16 protein-coding genes are annotated in these 17176 nt (G+C 74.8%); 1 reads left to right on the forward strand and 15 read right to left on the reverse strand.

What is annotated here, in order from left to right; translation table 11 throughout:
* From NPS70_RS03800 to NPS70_RS03865, 14 genes are all read right to left on the reverse strand, one after another.
* Window positions 1–387, reverse strand: coding sequence for a VOC family protein (locus NPS70_RS03800; RefSeq protein ID WP_256522513.1), 387 nt, complete (start codon window positions 385–387; stop codon window positions 1–3).
* Between the two features lie 119 nt (window positions 388–506).
* Window positions 507–1877, reverse strand: coding sequence for an aldehyde dehydrogenase family protein (locus NPS70_RS03805; RefSeq protein ID WP_256522514.1), 1371 nt, complete (start codon window positions 1875–1877; stop codon window positions 507–509).
* Window positions 1878–2984 (reverse strand): AMP-binding protein, encoded by a 1107-nt coding sequence (locus tag NPS70_RS03810; protein ID WP_256522515.1) that lies wholly within the window; start codon window positions 2982–2984, stop codon window positions 1878–1880.
* A gap of 49 nt (window positions 2985–3033) precedes the next feature.
* Entirely contained in the window at window positions 3034–3471 is a 438-nt protein-coding gene (locus tag NPS70_RS03815) for a DUF4440 domain-containing protein (protein ID WP_308314974.1), read from the reverse strand.
* Window positions 3472–3476: 5 nt separating this feature from the next.
* Complete coding sequence (locus NPS70_RS03820; RefSeq protein WP_256522516.1) at window positions 3477–4280, reverse strand: arylamine N-acetyltransferase; 804 nt, start codon at window positions 4278–4280, stop codon at window positions 3477–3479.
* Window positions 4281–4302: 22 nt separating this feature from the next.
* Window positions 4303–5232, reverse strand: a complete 930-nt coding sequence (locus tag NPS70_RS03825; protein WP_256522517.1) for a ketoacyl-ACP synthase III — start codon at window positions 5230–5232, stop codon at window positions 4303–4305.
* A gap of 328 nt (window positions 5233–5560) precedes the next feature.
* On the reverse strand, window positions 5561–6199 hold the full coding sequence (locus NPS70_RS03830) for a flavodoxin family protein (RefSeq protein ID WP_256522518.1): 639 nt from the start codon (window positions 6197–6199) through the stop codon (window positions 5561–5563).
* 240 nt (window positions 6200–6439) lie between these two features.
* A complete protein-coding gene (locus NPS70_RS03835; RefSeq protein WP_256522519.1) occupies window positions 6440–7642 on the reverse strand; it encodes an FAD-dependent monooxygenase in 1203 nt (400 codons plus the stop codon).
* A 67-nt stretch (window positions 7643–7709) separates the two neighbouring features.
* Window positions 7710–8348, reverse strand: a complete 639-nt coding sequence (locus NPS70_RS03840; RefSeq protein WP_256522520.1) for a transketolase C-terminal domain-containing protein — start codon at window positions 8346–8348, stop codon at window positions 7710–7712.
* A gap of 268 nt (window positions 8349–8616) precedes the next feature.
* Window positions 8617–9006 (reverse strand): hypothetical protein, encoded by a 390-nt coding sequence (locus NPS70_RS03845; RefSeq protein ID WP_308314976.1) that lies wholly within the window; start codon window positions 9004–9006, stop codon window positions 8617–8619.
* Window positions 9003–10880, reverse strand: coding sequence for an anthranilate synthase family protein (locus NPS70_RS03850; protein WP_256522521.1), 1878 nt, complete (start codon window positions 10878–10880; stop codon window positions 9003–9005). The genes NPS70_RS03845 and NPS70_RS03850 overlap by 4 nt, the downstream gene beginning before the upstream one ends.
* On the reverse strand, window positions 10877–11539 hold the full coding sequence (locus NPS70_RS03855; RefSeq protein ID WP_256522522.1) for an isochorismatase family protein: 663 nt from the start codon (window positions 11537–11539) through the stop codon (window positions 10877–10879). The genes NPS70_RS03850 and NPS70_RS03855 overlap by 4 nt, the downstream gene beginning before the upstream one ends.
* 202 nt (window positions 11540–11741) lie before the next feature.
* Window positions 11742–12512, reverse strand: a complete 771-nt coding sequence (locus NPS70_RS03860; RefSeq protein ID WP_256522523.1) for a 2,3-dihydro-2,3-dihydroxybenzoate dehydrogenase — start codon at window positions 12510–12512, stop codon at window positions 11742–11744.
* 22 nt (window positions 12513–12534) lie between these two features.
* Complete coding sequence (locus NPS70_RS03865; protein WP_256522524.1) at window positions 12535–13701, reverse strand: 3-deoxy-7-phosphoheptulonate synthase; 1167 nt, start codon at window positions 13699–13701, stop codon at window positions 12535–12537.
* Between the two features lie 333 nt (window positions 13702–14034).
* Between NPS70_RS03865 and NPS70_RS03870 the strand changes: the two genes are divergently transcribed.
* Window positions 14035–15051 (forward strand): transaldolase family protein, encoded by a 1017-nt coding sequence (locus tag NPS70_RS03870; RefSeq protein ID WP_256522525.1) that lies wholly within the window; start codon window positions 14035–14037, stop codon window positions 15049–15051.
* Here the strand turns inward: NPS70_RS03870 and pabB are convergent.
* The gene (gene pabB / locus NPS70_RS03875; RefSeq protein WP_256522526.1) at window positions 14978–17173 is read right to left on the reverse strand and encodes an aminodeoxychorismate synthase component I; all 2196 of its coding nucleotides are present in this window, start codon (window positions 17171–17173) and stop codon (window positions 14978–14980) included. The two genes, NPS70_RS03870 and pabB, sit on opposite strands and share 74 nt — an antisense overlap.
* Window positions 17174–17176 lie beyond the last annotated feature (3 nt).

Raw genomic sequence — 17176 nt, forward strand, 5'->3', positions numbered from 1 at the left:
TCAGTCCATTTCGTAGGGGCGGGTCATGATCTCCAGGCTGTGGCCGTTCGGGTCGTCGAAGTAGACCCCGCGGCCCCCGTACCAGGTGTTGGTGCGACCGGGGTGGCGGTGGAAGGGGTCGGCCCAGAACGGCAGGCCGCGCTCCCGGACCCGGGCGAAGATCGCGTCGAACTCGGCGTCGTCGACGAGGAAGGCGTAGTGCTGTGAGGTGATCTCCCCGTCGCCCTCCGCCTGGAGGACGTCCAGGGAGACGTCGTTGGAGAGCTGTAGCACCAGGAACGGCGCGTAGGTGCGGGGTTGCTCCAGTCCCAGAACCTCCACCAGGAAGCGGGCGGTGGCATCGCGGTCCCGTGCGGTGAGGATCGTGTGGTTCAGGCGGATGGACATGTCTCTGCCTTCGTTCGGGGAGTGGATCGGTGTGGGGGGAAACGCCCGGACCCCGCGCCGTCGGCGCGGGGTCGGGAGCGGTGGGCCCGGTTGCCCGGCCCGCCGGTGTGCGGGGCCGCTCAGTGCCGGATCACCGTCTTGGTCCGCATCAGGAACTCGCCCAGGTAGCCGTCGTGGGGGACGCCCGGGCGGATCCAGTAGGTGGGGTGGTCGCCGAGGTAGACGTTGCTGATGGACGGCTCCTCGACGAGGGCGTCGACCAGTTTCTCGTCCTCGGTGAGGACCGTCAGCACCAGGCTCTCGCGCAGCGGTGCGATGCCGTCGGCCGGGGACCAGGGCCCCACCCACACGCAGGGGAAGGGGAGTTCGATGCCCGCCTGGCGGGCGTCGGCCTTCGGCAGCTGGTGGACCGCGGGCCGCAGCACAGCGCCGCCGCCCGGCAGCTCCTCGACGACCCCCTCGCCGCCGAGGTGCGCGACGGTGCCCTTCGCCTGGGCGAGCAGGAAGGACTCCATGGCCCGGGCCCCCTCCACCGGCTGCGCCGAGAGGACGGCCTTCTCGTCCTCGGGCGGCAGGCTGGGCAGGGCGGCCAGTCGCTCGGCGATGGCCGCCGCGAGCGGCGCCGGGTCGCCGTCGACCAGCACGGTGGTGGCGTTGATGCAGGCGACGCCGCCCTGGTGGCTGATGGAGTCGACGATGGTGTCGAGGTGGTCGCGCCAGTCGGCGTCGGCCGTGACGAGGATCTTGGACCGGCCGGGGCCCTGGGGCAGCACGGTGGAGCCCGCGTACTTGCGGACCACCTCGTCGCCGCCGTACACCAGACCGAGGTCGGCGCCGCGCAGGATCTCGTCCGCGGCCTCGTGGTCGGTGGGCAGCAGCACCACCTGGTCCTCGCCGAAGCCCGCCGACCGCAGCGCGGTGATCAGCCGGTGCGGGGTGAAGGGCTCGCGGCGCGAGGGCCGCACGGCCACCCGGTAGCCGAGCGCCAGGGCCTCCAGCCACAGCGAGTGGGGTCCGGGGTGGTTGCCCGCCGCGTGCACGGCGAACACGCTCCCGCGGCGGGTCCACACGGCGCTGCCGTCCCGGGTGCCCGGGTCCCGCCAGTCGCCGACCGCCCCGGCGGGGCGGGGCTGGGCGACGACGAACCCGGCCTGCTCGGCGGCCTCGGCGATGGCCGCGGTGGCCTCGCGGACCACGGAGATCGGCACCCCCGAGACCCGGGCGACCGTGCGGCGGTAGTCCTCGTAGGACAGTCCGCCGATCTCCTCTTCGGTGAAGACGCGGGCCGCGCGGGCGAGGGCGGCGATCCGCTCCGCCGCGGGCAGCGACTCCGCCCGGTGCAGGGCGGCCATGGTGCGCGACACGAACAGCTTGGGCACCAGGCCCAGGTCGGCCGCCGGAACCCCGGCGACGTCGGTGACGGTGACCCGGTTGCGGGCCCGGTAGGTCCCCTTGGGGCCGAGCGCGTCCAGGGCGATGAGCTCGGACATCTAGTACACCCCCTCGATGACGGTCTCGTTGTCGAACTCCCGGACCGGGGCGATGTCGGCCACGGAGTCGCCGGTCTGCGCCGCGCCGGGGGCCGGGCGGCAGCGGGTGGCGTGGTCGCGCTCCAGGTTGTTGGGCATCAGCAGGCTCTTGCTGACGTGGTGCATGACCACCTGCCCGCGCTCCCCGTACTCCACCGGGACGCCGGTCTCCGGGTCGACGACGGAGAAGGTCATGTAGGGGGACCACGGGTCGTACACGCACGGCTCGTCGTCGGTGAGCCCGGGACGCTCGCTGGCGTTGCCGAGGATCATGGTGCTTCCGTAGCCGCTGTACAGCCTGGCCCCGGGGAAGACCTCGGTCCGGTAGAGGTGGCGGGTGTCGGGGTCCATCTGGGTGCCGACCCAGTTGATCGCCTGCACCTTGTCCTCGATGAGCTTGGCGAGGTCGTCCCGGGCGGCGAGCCGCTCCAGGACCGGCGGGGTGCACATCAGCACGCCGACGTCCTGGGTGCGCAGCACATGGGCGACCTGGTCCACGATGTGCTCGGCGTAGGCGCCGGCCTCGGCGCCCTTCCCCTCGGAGATGAGCCTCTTCACCCAGCGGGGGTCGAGGTCGACGGTGAAGGCCAGGCCGCCGCGGAGCGCGGTCTGGTGCTTGATGACGTCGCCCACCATGTGCGGTCCGGTGGGGGCGACCACCAGCCAGTTCACACCCTGCGGCACCCCGTGGGCGTCGAGTTGGGCGCTGCTCCAGCCCAGCAGCCGGTCCAGCCAGTCGCGCAGCAGCACGATGCGCTTGGGGGCGCCGGTGGTCCCGCCGCTCTCGTAGACGCCGACGACGTCGGGGCGGTCGCCGTAGCCGCGGGGGACGAGGTCCTCGGCGCGCACCTCGCGCAGCTCCCCGGCGAGGTTGGGGAAGCGCGTCAGATCGGCGAAGGTGCGGATGTCGGTGAGCGGGTCGAAGTCGAGGAGGGAGGCGCGCTCCAGCCAGAAGGGGGAGCCGGTCTCCGGCGAGAAGTGCCAGCGCATCGCGGCGCGCAGGAACTCCTCGGGGTCGGGAACGGCGTCGAAGGGCAGGTCGAGGACGCTGTCGGCGGCGGTCGGCAAGGGAATCCTTCCAGTGGGGCCCGTGGCCGGGCCGGTGCGGTCGGCGGGACTACGGACGGTCCGTGCCGGACGGGTTGTCGATGAGGTAGCGCCAGCGGCCGTCCGGCCCCCTGCGGGCGACGTCGGTCGCGGAGCCCTCCAGGTGGACGGCGGTGCCGTCCCGGCCGGTGCCCGAGATCACGTAGTCGCCGATGAGCAGGGCGGTGTCGTCGCAGACGTAGGTGTGCCGCAGGGTCAGGGCGATGGGGACGCCCAGCGCCAGGAACGCGGCGTTGGCGGCGCGCCGCCCCTCTCCGGTGACGGCGGTGCCGGGCTCGGTCACGAACACGGCTCCGGGCGCGAACAGGCGGTCCACCGCGGCCAGGTCACCGGAGTTGAACGCCCGGGCGAACACGCCGGGGAGTTCGGCCGGGTCGGTCGGCGGCAGGACGGCCGCGGGGCCGGGGGCGGCCGGGGCGGCGGCCGCGGTGGCGGGTGCGTCGGCCACGGCGGTCAGCCCGTCTGGATGCCGGGCCGGCCCGTCTCGGGCCTCCGCGGGACGCGGTCGAGTTCGATGCCGAAGTACTTGCGGTACGCCGCCAGCACCTCCTCGTCGCCGGCGAGCTCCTCGGTGGTGCGCTCCTCGCCGGAGATCACGGTCAGCCGGTCGCCCTTGAGCGTGACCCGGCCGTCCTCGGTCGGCAGCGAGCAGAACAGGTCCTGGAGGAAGGGGGAGTCGGGGGAGGTGCGCCACCACCACAGCGTCGGCGCGAAGTCGGCGATCTCCATGGGGCGCTCGTCGACGCGGTAGAGCGGCTTGCCGTTCAGCAGCACGTCGTGGCCCCAGGCGCCCTCCCCCTCGGCGCGGACGACCTGGTAGCTGCCGTGCGCGTCGGCCTGCGGCCCGGGGTCGGAGAAGCGCAGCGGGGCACGGCTGTTGCGGCCGAAGCCCACGTCCACCAGCCACGGCTCGTCGAGGTGCACCCGCAGGGCCAGGTGCCCCAGGTAGGGGCCCGGTCCGTCCGGGCGGTAGACCTGGCCGGGCAGGACGTCCACCCGGTAGCCGAGGGCGCGCAGCAGATGCGCGAAGGACGGGTTCACCTCGTAGCAGCCGCCGCCGCGGCGCTGGTCCACGACCTTCTCCAGCGCCTTCAGGTCCATGTGGATCGGCACGTCGAGGTGGTAGTCCAGGTTCTCGAAGGGCACCGTGAGGCAGTGCCGCTCCTGGAGCAGGCGCAGGCTCTCCAGGTCCGCCCGCTGCGGCCGGGCGGCACCGATCCGCGCCAGGTAGGCGTCGATCTGGGCGTCGTTCAGCATGTCGTTCTCCTTGTCCGGGAAGTCACCAGGTGAGCAGGGTCAGGCCCATGGCCATCCCGCCGCCGAACCCGGCGAGCAGGATGAGGTCGCCGTCCTTCAGCGCACCGGCGCGGGCGGCGTCGTCGAGGGTGACGGGCACGGACGCCGAGCCCGTGTTGCCGTACTCCTCGAAGGTGGCGCGCATCCGGTCCGCGGGGATGCCGGCCCGCCCGGCGAGGTCCTCGACCATCCGGCCGTTGGCCTGGTGCGGGACGAAGTGGTCCACGTCCCCCGGGGACACCCCGTTGTCGTCGAGGAAGGCGCCGATGGCCGGGGCCACCTTCTCGGCCACGAAGGTGCGCACCTCGCGGCCGTTCATCGTGAAGTAGTGCAGCCCGTCCCGCAGGGTCTGAGGGGAGGCGGGCAGGCGGCTCCCCCCGGCGGGCACCTGGATCAGCTCGCGGTCGGCGGCGAAGCCCGCCAGGCGGGTGCTGTGCAGCCGCCCGGTGCCGCGGGCGGGGCCGACGACCACGGCGCCCGCGCCGTCGCCGAAGAGGATGGTGCTGCGGCGGTCGCGCGGGTCGAGGATGCGGGAGTAGACGTCCGCGCCCACCACGAGCCCGTAGCCGCCGGTGCCCTGGAGCATCCGCTCCGCGGTGCTCAGGGCGAAGACGAAGCCGCTGCACACGGCGTTGACGTCGAAGGCCGTGGTGCCGAAGCCCGCGCCGAGGGCGTCGGCCACCGTGCTGGCGGTCGGCGGCTGCGGGGAGTCCGGTGTGGAGGTCGCGACGATGACCAGCGACAGCTCGGCCCCGCGGACACCGGCCGCCTCCAGGGCGGCGCGGCCCGCGGCGGCGGCCAGGTCGGAGGTCGCCTCGTCGGGCTTGGCCCAGCGCCGCCGCCGGATGCCGGTCCGGGAGTGGATCCACTCGTGGTCCACCCCCGCCGGGGCGCCGACCTCGTCGTTGGTCACGACGTGGGACGGCAGCGCGGATCCGGTGCCCAGCACTCCCACGGCCGTTGCCGCAGGGCCCTCTCCGTATCGGCCAGTCGTAATCAAGGGTGTCCCTCTCCCTTCTCATGGGCCCGCCCCGCCTCCGGGGAATCGGGGCGCGCCGGATACCGCCGGGCCATGGTTTCCCGGGGAGCCGCCGGGGTGCCAAGGCCTGCCCGGGGACCTGTCAGGTGGGGTGGAATGTGTCAGGTGGCAGTGCTCCCGAATCCCGCCGCGCACGACCGGCGGCGCCATTCCTGCCGCCGGATTCCCTCCGCCGTCCGCGGGGACCTCTTTTCCGGGCGGCCTATTCGGCGGGGTTCTTCTCCACGGCGGCCTTTCCGGCGGCCACGAGGCGGGCGACCTCGACGACGCGCCGGGCCTGGAACCCGACGGCGGCCAGGTTGTCCTCGTGGACGTTGCCCGGGCGGTTGCGCGTGACGCTGCTGGTGCCGTAGGGGTTGCCGTTCTCCGGGCGGAACAGCACCTCGTCGGTGGAGCCGTTGGCCACGATCAGCGAACCCCAGTGGCAGACGGCGTTGTAGAGCGCCATCAGCGTGGTCTCGTGGCCGCCGTGCGGCGCGGAGCCCGAGGTGAAGGCGGAGACGACCTTGTCCGCCAGCAGTCCGGGGATGGACACCGGGGCGGTGGAGTCCAGGAAGGCGGAGACCGGGGCCGCGGGCAGGCCGAAGCGGACCGGGGAGCCGATGAGGATGCCGTCGGCCCAGACCAGGTCGTCCGGCGTGGCCTCGGGGACGTCCCGGACGGCCTCGCCGTGCGCGGCGACGGCGTCCTCCGTGCCGGGGACGACGGTCTCCGAGGGGAGCGCCGGAATGCGCAGCAGACGCACGTCGGCACCGGCCTTCACCGCCGCCTCGGCGGCCGCCTCGGCCATAGTGTGGACGTTTCCGGTGGACGAGTAGTAGACGACCGCGATGTTGAGCATGCCGGATTCAACTCCCTGCGGGAAAAAGGCTGGAGAAGTCAGCATCGAGCAGGCGCGCCGGGCCGTGAAAGCGCGTGCGAAAGGTCTGTCAGGTCGCGCCCGCCGCGGCATCGCGCAGGCCGCTGCACGGGGAAAGTCCCGGTACCGGGAAAACCCCGGAAACGGAATGCGGGGGGACCTGCCGGAGCGGCACCGCGGCCCTCGGCGTGCCGGCCGCCGGCGGCACCGCACCCCGCCCGCTCAGCCCCCGGCCCCCGCGCCCGCCCGGGCCGGTACACCGGCTCCACCGTGCAGCCAGGCCACCGCGTCGTACATCTCCCGGGGCGACAGCGCGCCGAGCATCGCGTTGCGCTCGCGCCGGGCCCGGCCCGCCGCGTGGTAGAGCCGCCGCCCCAGCTCCCGGGACACCCACTGGACCCGGGCCGTGCGCTCGCGGCGCTCCGCCGCGTACCTCCGCAGCCGCCGCTCGACGTCCGCGGGGCGGTCGGCCAGCGCCTCGCCCAGCGCCACGGCGTCCTCCACGGCCTGGCACGCGCCCTGGGCCGCGTACTGGAGCATCGGGTGCGCCGCGTCGCCGAGCAGCGCCACCCGTCCGTCCGTCCACTGCTCCACCGGTGCGCGGTCGTACAGGGCCCAGGCCCGCCAGCCGCGGGCGCGCTCCAGCAGCGGCCGTGCGGCGCCCCGCAGCCCGGGGAAGGCCGCCCGGACCCGGCCGGGCAGGACGGGCGCCCCGGCGGGGGCCCGCCGGGGCGCCTCCTCCCGGGTGGCCGCGAGGTTGAGGTGGCTGCCGCCCGCCACGGGGTAGTGGACGATGTGCCAGGAGGGCCCGGCCCAGAGGGTCACGACCGGTGAGCGCAGGCCCTCGGGAACCTCGTCCATCGGGACCAGCGCCCGGTAGACCGTGTGCCCGGCCCCCCGGGGCGCGCCGTCGCCGACCAGGCGGGAGCGGACGGCCGAGTGCAGCCCGTCCGCCCCGACCAGGGCGTCCCCGGTGAGCCGGCCCCCGCCGGCGAGCAGGGCGGTCACCTCGCCCCGGCGCTGCGTGTACCCCGTCACGTGGTGCTGCCCGCGCAGCACCACGCCCGGGTGCCGGCGGCACGCCTCCAGCAGCGGGAGGTGGAGGTCGACGCGGTGGACGACGGCGTACGGGTGGCCGAAGCGGGCCGTGTACGCGCCGTCCACCGGCATCGAGGCCACCGGCTCGCCGGTGGTTCCGTCCATGAAGCGCAGGGCGTCCACCCGCACCGCCCGGTCCAGGACCTCCCCGGCGACACCGAGGCGGGTCAGGGCGGCGAAGGCGTTCGGCCCGAGCTGGATCCCGGCGCCCGTCTCCGTGAACACCTCGCGGCGTTCGAGCACGGTCACCCGGTGGCCCCGGTGCGCGAGGCCGAGCGCCGCGGCGAGGCCGCCGACGCCGCCGCCGGCCACGAGGACGTCGGTCAACGTCCTTCACCTCCCCGGGCCGTCGGCTTTCGCCGGGACGCGTCGCCCCCGCCCGCGGCCGATCCGTTCACCGGCGCTCCCCGCGCCCGGCGCGGGCCAGGCTCGCGCGCGCGGCGGCGGCCACCCGCGCCGGGGTGAAGCCGTGCTGCCCGAAGAGCGCGGCGGCGGGCGCGCCCGCGCCGAACCGGTCCAGCCCCACCGGCACCCCGGCGTCCCCGAGCAGCTGGTACCAGCCCAGGGCGGACCCGGCCTCCACCGACACCCGGGCCCGGACCCGGCTCGGCAGCACCGCCTCCCGGTACTCCTCGCCCTGCTCCCGGAACTGCTCCGGGCACGGCATCGACACCACCCGGGTGCCGATGCCCTCCGCCAGCAGCAGCCTGCGCGCGTCCAGGGCGGTGTGCACCTCGCCGCCGGTGGCGACGAGCACCACCTCCGGCTCCCCGCCCGGCGCGTCCGCCAGGACGTACCCGCCGCGCGCCGCGCCGTCCCCCGGGGCCGGTCCGCTCCCGGCGGAGCGGTGGCGCAACGGCCGCCGGAGCAGCCGGTGGGCGGCGGGGGCCGGGCTCGTGACACCACGCGGGTGGCCGGGGCCGGCGGCCTCCACCGCGTCGGCGGCCGGGGCGCGTGCGGTGTCCGCACACCGGAGGTCCGGGTCGGTCCGTTCGAAGGGGCGGGGCGTCGTCCCGCCTCGGCTGCTGCTCACCGGCTTCTCAGTGCTCCTCTGGTCGGCGCTGTCTCGGCGTGCCGTGTCGTGCGGTGTGCCAGGTGTGCCCGGTGTCCCGGCGCGGGGTGCGGCGGGGCGCCCTGTCCGGCCCGGGGCCCGGACCGGGGTCTTCCCGGAGTCCCGCGGCCCCGTGCGCGGCCGTCCCCGCGGCGAAGGCGGCCGCGGGGACGGCCCGCCCGGATCCCGCGCGCCCGCACGGCCGGCGGGTGCCCGTCCGGACCGGGGGGTGCCCGCGGCGGGGCACCCCTCAGAGACCGGGCGCTCCGTGGACCAGGCCCGCGGGCAGCGGACCCGGCAGCCCCCCGGGCCCGGCCACCACGGCCTCCACGTCGAACAGCGTGTGCTGCACCGGGGGCCGGCCGATGAGCTCCGCCGCCCGGGGCGGCAGCGGACGGGCCGCGGCCGCGGCCGACTCCCACAGCAGCACCGCCCCCCAGCGCTCGGTCGCGGGGTCGGCGATCCACACCTTGGCCACCAGCCCCTCCACCCGGGCGAAGCGGTCGACCGCCTCCTCGGCCAGGTACCGGCGCATCGAGGCGGTGGTCTGCCCCGACCCGGACAGGTCCCACCAGGCGACCGTCGCCTTCATGCCGCCGCCCTCGCGCCCGCCGGGCGCCGGTGCGCGTCCGGCGCTCATACGAGCTGCTCCTCGACGAGCCCGGCCAGGGCCTCGCCGACGATCCGGACGCCGTCCTCGGTCAGCACCGACTCCGCGTGGAACTGCATCGAGCGGAACCGGGGCCCGCGCAGCGCGTGGACCTCGCCGGTCGCCGGGTCGCGGCAGACCTCGACCCGCCCGACCCCGGGCACCTCGACGCTGTCGGCCTCGCTGTGCGCCGCGAAGGTGTTGTAGAAGCCCACCCGCTCGGACCGCCCGAACAGGTCGATCTGCCGCTGCACCCCCTGGTTGGGCTGCTCGCGGCGGCGCAGTTCCAGCCCGAGGCGCAGGCCGAGCGTCTGGTGGCTCAGGCAGACCGCCAGGAAGGACCGCCCCTCGGCGAGGAGCAGGTCCACCGCCCCCCGCAGATGGGCGATCTTGGGATGGGCCGCGTCCCTCGGGTCCCCCGGTCCCGGCCCCATGACGACCAGGTCGTACGGGGCGAAGGAGTAGGGCTCGTCGAACCGCACCACCGTGACCTCGGCGCCCATCGCCCGCACCTGGTGCTCGATCATCGCGGTGAAGGTGTCCTCCGCGTCGACCACCAGGATCTTGCGGCCCGCCAGCCGGGCCACCGGGCGGGTGCGGTCCCGCTCGTCGTCCAGCCAGAACCCCGCGATGGTGTCGTTGCGCCGGGCCAGGGCCTCCCGTACGGCGGGGTGGTCGCCGAACCGGGGCCTGCCCGGCTCCCCGAGCACGGACAGCAGCCCGGCCGCCTTCGCCCGGGTCTCGCCCACCTCCGCGAGCGGGTCGGAGTGCCGCACCAGGGTGGCCCCGACGCCGATGCGCATCCGGCCGCGGGCGTCGATGTCCGCGGTGCGGATGAGGATGGCCGAGTCGAGGGTGCTCCCGCCCGCCGCGTCCCGGCCGATCAGCGCGAGCACCCCGCTGTAGTAGCCGCGGCCCTGCGGCTCGTAGCGGTTGATGACCCGGCTCGCGCTCTGGAGCGGCGACCCGGTGACGGTCGGGGCGAACAGCGTCTCGCGCAGCACCTGACGGGGGTCGCGGGTGGTGCGGCCCTCGATGAAGTACTCGGTGTGCGCGAGGCGGGCCATCTCCTTCAGGTACGGCCCCACGACACGGCCGCCCCCGTCGCAGAAGCGGGCCATCATCTTCAGTTCCTCGTCGACGACCATGTACAGCTCGTCGGCCTCCTTGCGGTCCGCCAGGAAGTCCATGACCCCCGGCAGGTCCGGCCCCGAGGCGGGGAAGCGGTAGGTGCCGCTGATGGGGTTCATCACGGCCCTGCCCCCGTGGACGCTGACGTGCCGCTCGGGCGAGGCGCCGACCAGCGTGCGCTCCCCGGTGTGGACGACGAAGGTCCAGTACGCTCCCGACTCCCGCTCCAGCAGCCGCCGGAAGAACCGCAGGGCGGCGCCGACGGAGTAGTCGCCGATGTCCGCCACGAAGGAGCGCCGCATCACGAAGTTGGCGCCCTCCCCCGTGCCGATCTCGTCGGCGATCACCCGGCGGACCGTCTCCGCGTAGGCGTCGTCGTCGATGTCGAAGGCCCCGCCCTCGGCGAGGTGCACGGGCGCGTCCGGGATGCGGCCCAGGACCGCCGACAGCGGCAGCGACACCTGCTCGGCCACGGACATGGCCAGCAGCGGCGTCCCGTCGTCCGGGGCCTCGAAACCGCGCTCGGCCAGCTGCCGGTAGGGCACCAGCACGAGCAGCTCCTGCCCCTCGCCGCCCCCCGGCTCGCCCGGCGGGAGGTCGGCCAGGGTCTCGTAGGGCGCGAACTCGCCCAGCAGCAGGTCCACCCGGTCCGCCCCGCCCGCCTCCGGGCGGTGGATCAGGGCGAAGGGGGCGGGGTCCCCGGCCAGCACACGTGCGAGCGGATCGCCGGTCATGCGGCCTCCTCCCCGCCGCCGCAGGGCAGCGCCGCCAGGAGCTCCTTGGTCGTGGTCACCGCGGCGCAGCGGCCGGCGGCGTACTCCAGGGCACCGCGGTGCTCGGCCCAGCCGAAGTCCGCGACGGCGTCGGCCACCAGGAAGGTCCGGATGTCGTGGGTGAACGCCTCGACCGCGGTGGCCAGGACGCCCACGTGCGCGTACACCCCGCAGACCACCAGCTGGTCCCGGCCGGCGCGGCGCATCCGCTCCAGCAGGTCGGTGCGGAAGAAGGCGCTGTAGCGCCACTTGGTGAGCATCCAGTCACCGGGGGCCGGGGCGACCGGTTCCACCACCTCGCGGTGCTCGGGGCTCGGCGTCATGCCCGGCCCCCAGAAGTCGGCCAGCAGACCGCGCTGCTCGGGGGTCATCCCGCCGGGCTGTGCGGTGTAGGCGACCGGCATGCCCAGGGCCGCGCAGCGGTCCCGCAGCTCCCCGGCGTTGCGCACCAGGTCGGTGACGGGCTGCTCCCCGGCGGGGAAGGGGGACAGGAAGAACTTCTGGAGATCGTGTACGAGCAGCACCGCGCGGTCGGGGTCGACCGCCCAGTCCACGACCGCGGCGGGCAGGTCGGCGGCCGACGGCATCGGATAGGGGCTGATCTCGGGTATTCCTGCCATGCGTTCCTCTCTCGGGTTCACGGGTGGTCCCGGTTCGCGCGGTGGCCCCGCCGGGCGGGCGGCCCCGTTCCGGGGGCCCGCCTCGCGGGCGTCGCGCTTCTCGGGGCGGACGGTTCTCGGGCGGGGCCGGTCCCCGGGCGGGGCCGGCCCCGCGGCCGGACGGAAGGCACGGCCGGGCGGGCCTCCCGCCGGTCGCGGTGGTTCAGACACCGAGGGCGGCACCGCCGTCGACGGTGAGGTCGTGCATGGTGATGTGCGCCGCCTTGTCCGAGAGGAGGAAGACGACCGCCTCGGCCACGTCCTCCGGGCGGGCCAGCTTCCCGAGCGGGATGCCCACCCGGTAGGCCTCCGGCACGCCCTCGATCGAGGCGCGCGCGCTGCTGTCGTCCTGCCACATCGAGGTCAGCATCGGTGTGTCGGTGGACCCCGGTGCGACCAGGTTGGCGCGGATGCCGTACTTGGCCACCTCCAGCCCGAGGCACTTGGTGAACATCGTCGCCGCGGCCTTGGAGGCCGCGTACGCGGACATCTCCGTACGCGCGGTGCCCGCCGCGTTGGACGCGACCGTCACGACGGCCCCCCGGCGCCGGCCCACCATGCGGTTGACGACGGCCCGGGACATGAAGAAGACACCCGTGGTGTTCACCGCGAAGGTGGTGCTCCACTCCTCGTCGGTCAGCGTGCGGGCCTCCCCGAGGCGCAGCACCCCGGCAGCGTTGACGAGGTAGTCCAGCGGCCCGACCGAGCGCTCGACCTCGTCGACGAGCGCCTCCACGTCGGAGCTGGACGTGACGTCGCCCGGGAACGCCTCGACCCGGCCGCCGTCCTCGGCGGCCTCCTTCGCCACTCTCGCCAGGCGCTCGGCGTCCCGGTCGACGGCGACGACGCGGACGCCCCGGGCGGTGAGGGAGCGCACGACGGACTCGCCGATGCCGCCCGCCGCGCCGGTGACCAGCGCGATCCTGTCATCCATGGTCACAGGGGACCCCTCTCCTTCAGCCACGCCAGGCGGATGCGGCCTCGACGGCCTGCTCCGGGTTGAGGCGCGGGTCGCAGAACGACGTGTACTTGTCCCCGAGTTCGGCCACGTGGAACTCGTCGTCCACGCACTCGCGGACCGGGTCGGGGGTGGTCTCCAGATGCAGTCCGGCGGCGGTGCCGCCGTGCCCGGACACGGCCTGGTGGAACTCCTCCACCTCGCCGATGATCGAGTCCAGGAAGCGCGTCTTGACCCCGCCCGCGACGCTCACGGTGTTGCCGTGCATGGGGTCGCACAGCCACAGCACCGGATGGCCCGCCGTCTTCACCGCGCGCACCAGCTCCGGCAGCCGCTCGGCGGCCCTGCCCCGGCCCATGCGGGAGATCAGGGTGAGCCGCCCGGGCTCCCGGAGGGGGTCGAGCCGCTCGCACAGCGAGACGAGGTCGCCGGGCGTCGTCGTCGGGCCGACCTTGCAGGACACGGGGTTGGCCACCGAGGCCAGCAGCGCCACGTGCGCGCCGTCCGGCTCCCGGGTCCGCTCCCCGATCCACGGCCAGTGCGTCGAGGTGAGCAGCAGCGAACCGTCGTCCTGCGTGCGCACCATGGGCTCCTCGTAGTCGAGGAGCAGCGCCTCGTGGCTGGTCCACACCGGCGCCTCGGCGCCGGAGGGCCGCCCGCCGGTCCAGCCGAGCAGGCCCATCGCGGCGGCGGCCGCCTCGTAGCCGGCGACCAGGCGCCGGGGGTCCGGGCGCCGCAGCAGCGGGTCCGGCTCCGGGCTGTTGACCATGTGGCCCCGGTAGGAGGGCAGTTCGACACCGTCGACGGTCTCGAAGGGGCTCGACCGGGGTTTGCCGAACTGTCCCGCGAGCCGGCCGACGCGCAGCACGGGCTTGAGCGAGCGCGCCTTCATCACGCCCGCGAGCACGTCCAGCAGCGCCGCCTTGCGGGCCACGTACCCGGCCGAGCACTCGGCGGGGTCCTCGGAGCAGTCCCCGCTCTGCACCACCTGGATCTCGCCGCGGGCGGCGTCCGCCAGCAGCGATCGCAGACGGGCCACGTCCTCCGCCCGCACCAGGGGCGGTGCGTCCGCGAGCCGTGCCCTGGCGTCCCTCAGCGCCTCCCCGTCCGGCCAATCGGGTTGCTGACCTGCCGGCAACGCCTTCCAGAGTGCAGCACCGTACATCCGGAACCTCCCAGTGACTGAATCCGCCGTGACATCAGATGCACCGAGGAGTGTGCGGAAACAGGGGAGGGAGCAACCATCAGAGTTCGGCCAGTACGTCAGGTGCCGAATATTTGATCAGGTCGCTCTGTGGTAAAGGGAATTGAGCTGACAGAGAACCGCGCGGAATTCCGCGGAGGATGCCGATGCGCCTTAGGGTCCGGCAGGCCGATCCGCCTCGGGAGGCCGCCGGGAACGTCCTCCGACACACCGTCCCGACTGCGCCGACAAGGACTTGACATGCAATCGCGCCCGCCTTGCCGCTCACAGAAAGCGCACTCTAGGCTCGGGAAGGTGGTGAGTCGAGAAGCTGAAGTCCTGCTGCGGCAGTTGGTGGCCGAGGGTGTCTCGCCCTGGTTTGCGGCATCCCGCTCCGAGCAGCTCGATGCCGCTGTGCTGAAGGGCCCGGATTTCCCATTCCAGGGCGTGGTGCTGCCGCCGGGCGGCACCAGGGACCTGGTCCGGGAGGTCTGTGACGCGCTCGCCCCGGCGTTCGCCACGAGCGGGGGCGCGGTCGGCCAGGTGTCGGCCCCGGTCGACCCCCGGTACGCCGAGGAGCCCGGCCCGCTGCTCGACGCGGCGCGGACCCTCCACCGCGGCGTCGCCCGCTCCAACCTGGTGGTGCGGATCCCGATGACCGCCGCCGGGGTCCAGGTACTGGCCGACTGCCTGGCCGAGGGCATCGGCGTGGACGCCACGCTGGTGTTCTCCACCGAGAAGTACGCCGAGGTGCTGGACGCCTATGTGGACGGGATGGAGCGCGCGCTCGTCTCCGGCCGCCGCCTGGCGTGCATCTCCGCCGTCACCACCTTCCCGGTCGGGGCCTTCGAGCAGGAGGTGGACGCCCGCCTGGAGCGCCTCGGCTCCCGCGAGGCGCGGGGCACGGCCGGGCAGGCCATGGCCCGCTGCCTCTACCGGCTGAGGGAGCAGCGGCTCGCCGAGGACTGGTGGCGGGTGCTCCGGGCCGGGGGAGCCATTCCGCCGCGCCTGCTGTGGGCGGGCGGGGGGCGCCGCAGCGTCAGCCGCCTGGTGGGGTGGCACACCGCGCACGCCCTGTCGGCCGGGGTCCTGGAGGACGCCGCCCGCTGCGAGGAGCTGCACGGGGACACCCTGCTGAACGCCGACCGCGAGGGCGCCGGGATGCTGCGGAGGCTGGAGCGGCTGGGCGCCCGCCTCGGTGAGGCCGTCGCCGCTCTGGAGGCGGCGGAGCTGCGCCGCCTCCGGAGCGACTGGGAGCTCAGCTCCGGATCGGCTCCGGCTGCCTGCGGGGGAAGCGCGCGTTCGACAGGGCCAGGAGCGGAGCGGACTTGACGGCCGTCTCCTCGTACTCCGCCTCGGCGTCGGACAGTGCCACCACCGCGCCGCCGACCCCGTAGCGCACCCGGTCGGCGGTGACGACCGCGGTCCGGATGACGATGCTCAGGTCGGCGGCCCCGGAGAGCGAGAAGTAGCCGACGGCACCGGAGTAGACGCCGCGCGGCCCGGCCTCCAGCCGGTCGATGAGCCGCATGGTGCGCACCTTGGGCGCGCCGGTCATCGAGCCGCCGGGGAAGGCGGCGCGCACGCAGTCCAGCGCCGTCGCCTCCGGCCGCAGCCGGGCCCGTACCGTGCTGACCAGCTGGTGGACGGTGGCGTAGCTCTCGACCTGGAACAGCTCGTCCGCGCGGACCGATCCGGGCACCGCGCAGCGGCCCAGGTCGTTGCGGACCAGGTCGACGATCATCAGGTTCTCGGCCCGGTCCTTCTCGTCGGAGAGCAGGTCCGCGACGAGGGCCGCGTCCTCGGCGGGGGTGGCGCCGCGGGGGCGGGTGCCCTTGATGGGGGAGGACTCCACCCGGCCGTCGGCGCCGACCTTCAGGAACCGCTCCGGCGAGGTGCTGAGCACCGACATGTCACCGAACTGGAGCAGCGCGGCGAAGGGGGCGGGGCTGACCCGGCGCAGCACCCGGTAGGCGGACCAGGGGTCCACGGTGCCCTCGGTCTCGGCCATGTTGGTGAGGCAGACCTCGTAGGTCTCCCCGGCCGCGATCTCCTCCAGGCAGGTGCCGATGAGACCCAGGTAGGCGTCCCGGTCGTGGCGCAGCCGGATCTCCCCCGCCGGGGCCGGCGGCCGCGGCGCGGGCAGGACGCGGCCCTCGGTGGCCGCGAGCCGCAGCTCCACCGAGTCCATCCAGCCGCGGGCCTCCTCCTCCGCCTCCCCTTCCACCAGGGCGAGCAGGTGGACGGTGCCCTCTGCGTGGTCGAAGACCAGTGCGCGGTCCGCGAAGACCAGGGTGGCGTCGGGCTCCTCGGAGCGGTGCACCAGGTCGCCCCCGCACTCGGCCTTGAGCTCGTAGCCGAGGTACCCCACCCAGCCGAGCGCGAAGTCGAAGGGCAGGTCCGGCAGTTCGGGGAGCCGGTCGCGCAGTGTGCGCAGGTCGCGGTCGATCCAGGTGAGCATGGGGCCCGCGACGATTTCGGCGGCGCCCCGGCTCGGGGTGACGGTGACCGTACCGCTCCACACGTCGGCGGTGGCGATCCGGGCGAGCGGTCCGGTGGCGTCGCCCATGACCGAGAAGCGGCCGCGGGCGCGGTCCGGGAGGCTGCTGTCGAGCCAGTAGGCGTGGTCGTTGCCCCGGAAGATGAGGTCGAAGGCGGTCTCGGCGTCGGTTCCCGCGGGCAGGACCCGGCTGAGCACCCGCAGGGCGGGTGCGGCCGCGGCGCTCCGCGGGCCGGAGGCCGCCGTGGCGGCGGGTGCACCGGCGGCGGACCGGGCGGCGGCGGGCGCGGTGCCCGGGGCGGCCCGGTGTGCGGCCCCCGGCCCGGGAGCGGGCGCGGTGCCCGGGGCGCGGGACGGTGCGGGGGCCGGGGCCCCGAGGGCGTCCCGGCTCATCCGGGCGAAGTTGCGCAGCAGCGCCAGGCCGTACTGGCTGGAGATCGACTCGGGGTGGAACTGCACCCCCCACAGGGGCCGGGTGCGGTGCCGCAGCCCCATCAGGACGCCGTCCGGCGTCCAGGCCGTCGCCCGGAGCTCCGGCGGGAGGTCGGTGACGGCCAGCGAGTGGTAGCGGACCACCTCGAACGGCGAGGGGAGTCCTTCGAACAGGCCGGTGCCCTCGTGCAACACGGGGGAGAGCCTGCCGTGCCGCGGCTCCGGCGCGCGCCCGACCGTCGCGCCGTGGTGCAGGCCGATGCCCTGGTGCCCGAGGCAGATCCCCAGGACGGGCCGGGACGCGTCCCGGACGATGCCGGCGCAGATCCCGAAGTCCTCGGCGCGGCCCGGGTGACCGGGTCCGGGTGAGATCACGACGGAGTCGAAGGCCGCCAGGTGCCCCGGCCGCCAGGACGGGTCGTCGTTGCGGACGACCTCGGGCTCCCGGCCGTTCACCTCGGTGAGGTGGTGGAACAGGTTGTAGGTGAAGGAGTCGTAGTTGTCTACCAGCAGTGTTCGCACGTT

It is taken from the genome of Streptomyces sp. C10-9-1 (genome assembly GCF_024497955.1).
Classification (GTDB): Bacteria; Actinomycetota; Actinomycetes; order Streptomycetales; family Streptomycetaceae; genus Streptomyces; species Streptomyces sanyensis.

Coding starts and splice junctions, on each gene's coding strand:
- NPS70_RS03800 (WP_256522513.1), bottom strand. CDS start 387: ATGTCCATCCGCCTGAACCACACGATCCTCACCGCACGGGACCGCGAT.
- NPS70_RS03805 (WP_256522514.1), bottom strand. CDS start 1,877: ATGTCCGAGCTCATCGCCCTGGACGCGCTCGGCCCCAAGGGGACCTAC.
- NPS70_RS03820 (WP_256522516.1), bottom strand. CDS start 4,280: ATGCTGAACGACGCCCAGATCGACGCCTACCTGGCGCGGATCGGTGCC.
- NPS70_RS03830 (WP_256522518.1), bottom strand. CDS start 6,199: ATGCTCAACATCGCGGTCGTCTACTACTCGTCCACCGGAAACGTCCAC.
- NPS70_RS03845 (WP_308314976.1), bottom strand. CDS start 9,006: ATGAGCGCCGGACGCGCACCGGCGCCCGGCGGGCGCGAGGGCGGCGGC.
- NPS70_RS03850 (WP_256522521.1), bottom strand. CDS start 10,880: ATGACCGGCGATCCGCTCGCACGTGTGCTGGCCGGGGACCCCGCCCCC.
- NPS70_RS03855 (WP_256522522.1), bottom strand. CDS start 11,539: ATGGCAGGAATACCCGAGATCAGCCCCTATCCGATGCCGTCGGCCGCC.
- NPS70_RS03860 (WP_256522523.1), bottom strand. CDS start 12,512: ATGGATGACAGGATCGCGCTGGTCACCGGCGCGGCGGGCGGCATCGGC.
- NPS70_RS03865 (WP_256522524.1), bottom strand. CDS start 13,701: ATGTACGGTGCTGCACTCTGGAAGGCGTTGCCGGCAGGTCAGCAACCC.